At 37.2% G+C, this 2130-nt stretch carries 2 protein-coding genes; both read left to right on the forward strand.

Annotated elements, in window-relative coordinates:
- Positions 1-140: 140 nt before the first annotated feature.
- Entirely contained in the window at positions 141-1031 is an 891-nt protein-coding gene (locus AB0D14_RS44880; RefSeq protein ID WP_362791295.1) for an IS982 family transposase, read from the forward strand.
- Between the two features lie 224 nt (positions 1032-1255).
- A complete protein-coding gene (locus tag AB0D14_RS44885; protein WP_362791298.1) occupies positions 1256-1936 on the forward strand; it encodes an IS6 family transposase in 681 nt (226 codons plus the stop codon).
- The last annotated feature ends 194 nt before the right edge of the window (positions 1937-2130 follow it).

Here is a 2130-nt window from a genome sequence, read left to right on the forward strand (position 1 = left end):
GACACATTGTGTTATAATTAGAACGCTGCGTGCTTTTTTTCTTTAAATAAACCCGAATTGCTAGTTAATTTCATTGGAAAATAAATAAGTCGTGCTATCCTAATCTAAAACCACTAAGCATTAGAAAGCGCACGACTTATATGACTTATAATAGCACACTTCCAAAAGTTTTTGTTTATTTACTGACAACCATTGAGACGCTTTATCAAACGAGGGTTTCCCTTGAGGTTCAAAACCGAAAGAACGTCCATCTCGCAACATCAGATTGCTTAGTTATCGCTTGTTACCTATGGGGCGTACTGCATTTTAGTGAAACACTTAAAGCTAAGCACCAATTGGCTCAAAGTTTATTTCCTAATTTCCTAGAATATTCTCGCTTTGTCCGCCGTTGTAATGCCCTCTTACCGAGTATCCAAGTCATTCGCCAAGCACTCGTCTTTAAAGAGGTTGAAGGAATGAGTGTATCCATTATTGACAGCTTCCCCATTCCTTTGTGTCAGCCTATTCGTAACTTCAGAAGCAAAGTTCTTGGAGATTATGCAAATGTTGGCTACAATGCTACAAAGGGACAGTACTTCTATGGATGTAAATGTCATGCTTTAGTCAGTGAATCAGGCTATGTCATCGACTACACAATTACTCCTGCTTCAATGGCTGATCGTTCAATGACCGAGGAAGTGTTGAGTCAATTTGGGACACCAACAGTCCTTGGAGATATGGGATATCTAGGTCAGTCACTGCATGAAAGGCTGGAATTAGAAGGAATTGATCTAATTACACCTGTCAGGAAGAACATGAAGCAAAAGAAAATCCTTTTCCCTAATTTTTCAAAACATAGAAAAGTGATTGAGCGAGTTTTCTCTTTTTTGACAAATCTAGGAGCTGAGCGTTGTAAAAGTCATTCGCCTCAAGGTTTTCAATTGAAATTAGAGATGATACTTTTAGCGTATTCTTTACTGTTAAAATCAGCTAAATCACTGGAACCAGAGACTTTAAGATATTCTATCGGGTATCAAGTCATGGCTAAATAATCAACTAGCAATTCGGGTCGTAATTAACATAATTGTATATGAACCCTTTGCATTTTCATTTAACGGCTTAAAGGTTTTTCGCCTTAATAATAATAACCTTTGTTAAAAATTTGATTTTTTCTTTTAAGGGCCTAGAATTTATTATTTCTTTGGTTCTGTTGCAAAGTTTTCCAAAAAATCTATTTTAGTGTAAAATTGAGAAAAAAGACAGAGAGGACAGAGTAATGAATCATTTTAAAGGCAAACAATTCCAAAAAGACGTCATTATTGTCGCTGTTGGTTACTACCTGCGTTACAATCTAAGCTATCGTGAAGTTCAGGAATTGTTATATGATCGTGGAATAAATGTTTGTCATACTACGATTTATCGTTGGGTGAAAGAGTACAGCAAAGTCCTCTATTATCTTTGGAAGAAGAAAAATAGACAATCCTTCTATTCATGGAAAATGGACGAAACCTATATCAAAATTAAGGGACGTGGGCATTATCTTTATCGTGCAATTGATGCGGACGGCTTAACCTTAGATATCTGGTTACGAAAGAAACGGGATACGCAAGCAGCCTATGCTTTCTTAAAACGACTCCATAAACAGTTTGGTGAGCCGAAAGCAATTGTGACTGATAAAGCACTTTCTCTTGGCTCCGCCTTTAGAAAGTTACAGAGTGTGGGTTTATATACTATGACAGAGCACCGAACTGTGAAGTATCTTAACAATTTAATAGAACAAGACCATCGACCTATTAAACGACGGAATAAATTTTATCAAAGTCTCCGTACAGCCTCTACCACGATTAAGGGCATGGAAACCATTCGAGGAATATATAAAAAGAACCGAAGAAATGGAACGCTCTTCGGCTTTTCGGTGTCTACTGAAATCAAGGTATTAATGGGAATACCAGCCTAAGATATTTGGAGTTCAGAGAGGGCGAGTTTGATTTTCAAACTTCGCAACAGAACCAAATAGGGTTAATCTCATCAAGAAAAGGAGTTAGAAACAGTTGCGAAAATATATGATCTACCTCAGCAGTTTATTGGTCATATTTATCCTGAGTTATGCGACGATTACTTGGCTGATTATGCCCGTTCTCACTCGCTATC

It is taken from the genome of Streptomyces sp. NPDC048484, assembly GCF_040651415.1.
GTDB lineage: Bacteria > Actinomycetota > Actinomycetes > Streptomycetales > Streptomycetaceae > Streptomyces.